The following is a 1,014-nucleotide window of genomic DNA, read 5'->3' as shown; positions in this document are numbered from 1 at the left end:
CCGGTGAGGGCAACCGTGCCTCGTACCGTCGGCCGCCCGTTCCCGGCGTCGCCGCCCGGAACCGACGGCCCCACGGGAAACCAGGATCAGGTCCCTCAGCCGCGCGACCCCGTACCTTCCCGCCGGACGCGCTGATCGCCCTCACGGTAGAGCACCAGATGCTCGTGGAAGAGAACGCCGTCACGAACGTCCCCCGTGGCGGTGAAACCTGTGTCGTCGACGTAGTCGATGTGGTTGCCGCTGACGGTGTACCGGCCGGTGTAGGCACTCCGACGCCGTCCGCGGGCCTCGTCGTAGCGGCCGTTCGGCAGTAGTTCCTGGCGGATGAATCCGTCCGCGGTCACCCACATCCCGACGTACGGGTGCGGAGCGCGAGGCGTGTCGTTGCTGGTCATGGCTTCACTCTCGGCCCCATGGACGGAACGTGGCCAGGCCGCCGCGTCCCCGGGTACGGGCTTCCTGGGAGCCCTGCACCCATGATCGCGGAACGGAGCGGGAGTGACGTGCCGGGGCGGACAGATTCCCCGGACGCTCTGCGCCGGGCCTGTGCCGTGCCCGTCATCTCCCTGCCGGCCATGGTGCCGGCCCCTTCCGCTCTCCTCCGGCCGGGCATGGGTGGGTGCCGTGCACCCGGGTGCACGGCGGCCTGGTTCCGCTTGTCCGGCCGGACGAACCTGGTGGTCATGCGGCTGCCGTGACGGCCGAGCAGCCGCGACCCGCCCGTGAGGAAGCCGCTGATCGGGACCATGACCGGTGCCGACATCCTGTTCGTCGGCGACCTGATCGTCGGCGTCGGCCCCGGCATCATCACCGCGGCGCAGGACGACAACGCCATCGTCGTCGACTGCACGGGCACGACCATCGTCCCCGCCGTCGTGGACACCGTCGCCCTGGCCGGCGGCCGCGGCTGGCGCTCGGAGTACGTCGCGACGCTGACGCCCGGCAACAACACCGACTTCCTGGTGGTGCCCGACGAACTCGCCGCCGACGTGCCGAGCGCGGTGGCCACCCTCG

The 1,014-nt window shown here is 71.4% G+C and carries 1 protein-coding gene and 1 pseudogene; one reads left to right on the top strand and one right to left on the bottom strand.

Annotated features, from left to right (window positions below; genetic code table 11):
- Positions 1-95 precede the first annotated feature (95 nt).
- Positions 96-395, bottom strand: a complete 300-nt coding sequence (locus ACFV9O_RS40845; RefSeq protein WP_061441713.1) for an Atu4866 domain-containing protein — start codon at positions 393-395, stop codon at positions 96-98.
- Positions 396-746: 351 nt separating this feature from the next.
- Between ACFV9O_RS40845 and ACFV9O_RS40840 the strand changes: the two are divergent.
- Positions 747-1,014, top strand: a pseudogene (locus ACFV9O_RS40840) (amidohydrolase); the annotation flags it as partial.

This window comes from Streptomyces sp. NPDC059909 (genome assembly GCF_042730885.1).
GTDB lineage: Bacteria > Actinomycetota > Actinomycetes > Streptomycetales > Streptomycetaceae > Streptomyces.
Note: the sequence above shows the minus strand (reverse complement) of the source record. Positions and strands in the feature narration are given on the sequence as shown.

Coding starts and splice junctions, on each gene's coding strand:
- ACFV9O_RS40845 (WP_061441713.1), bottom strand. CDS start 395: ATGACCAGCAACGACACGCCTCGCGCTCCGCACCCGTACGTCGGGATG.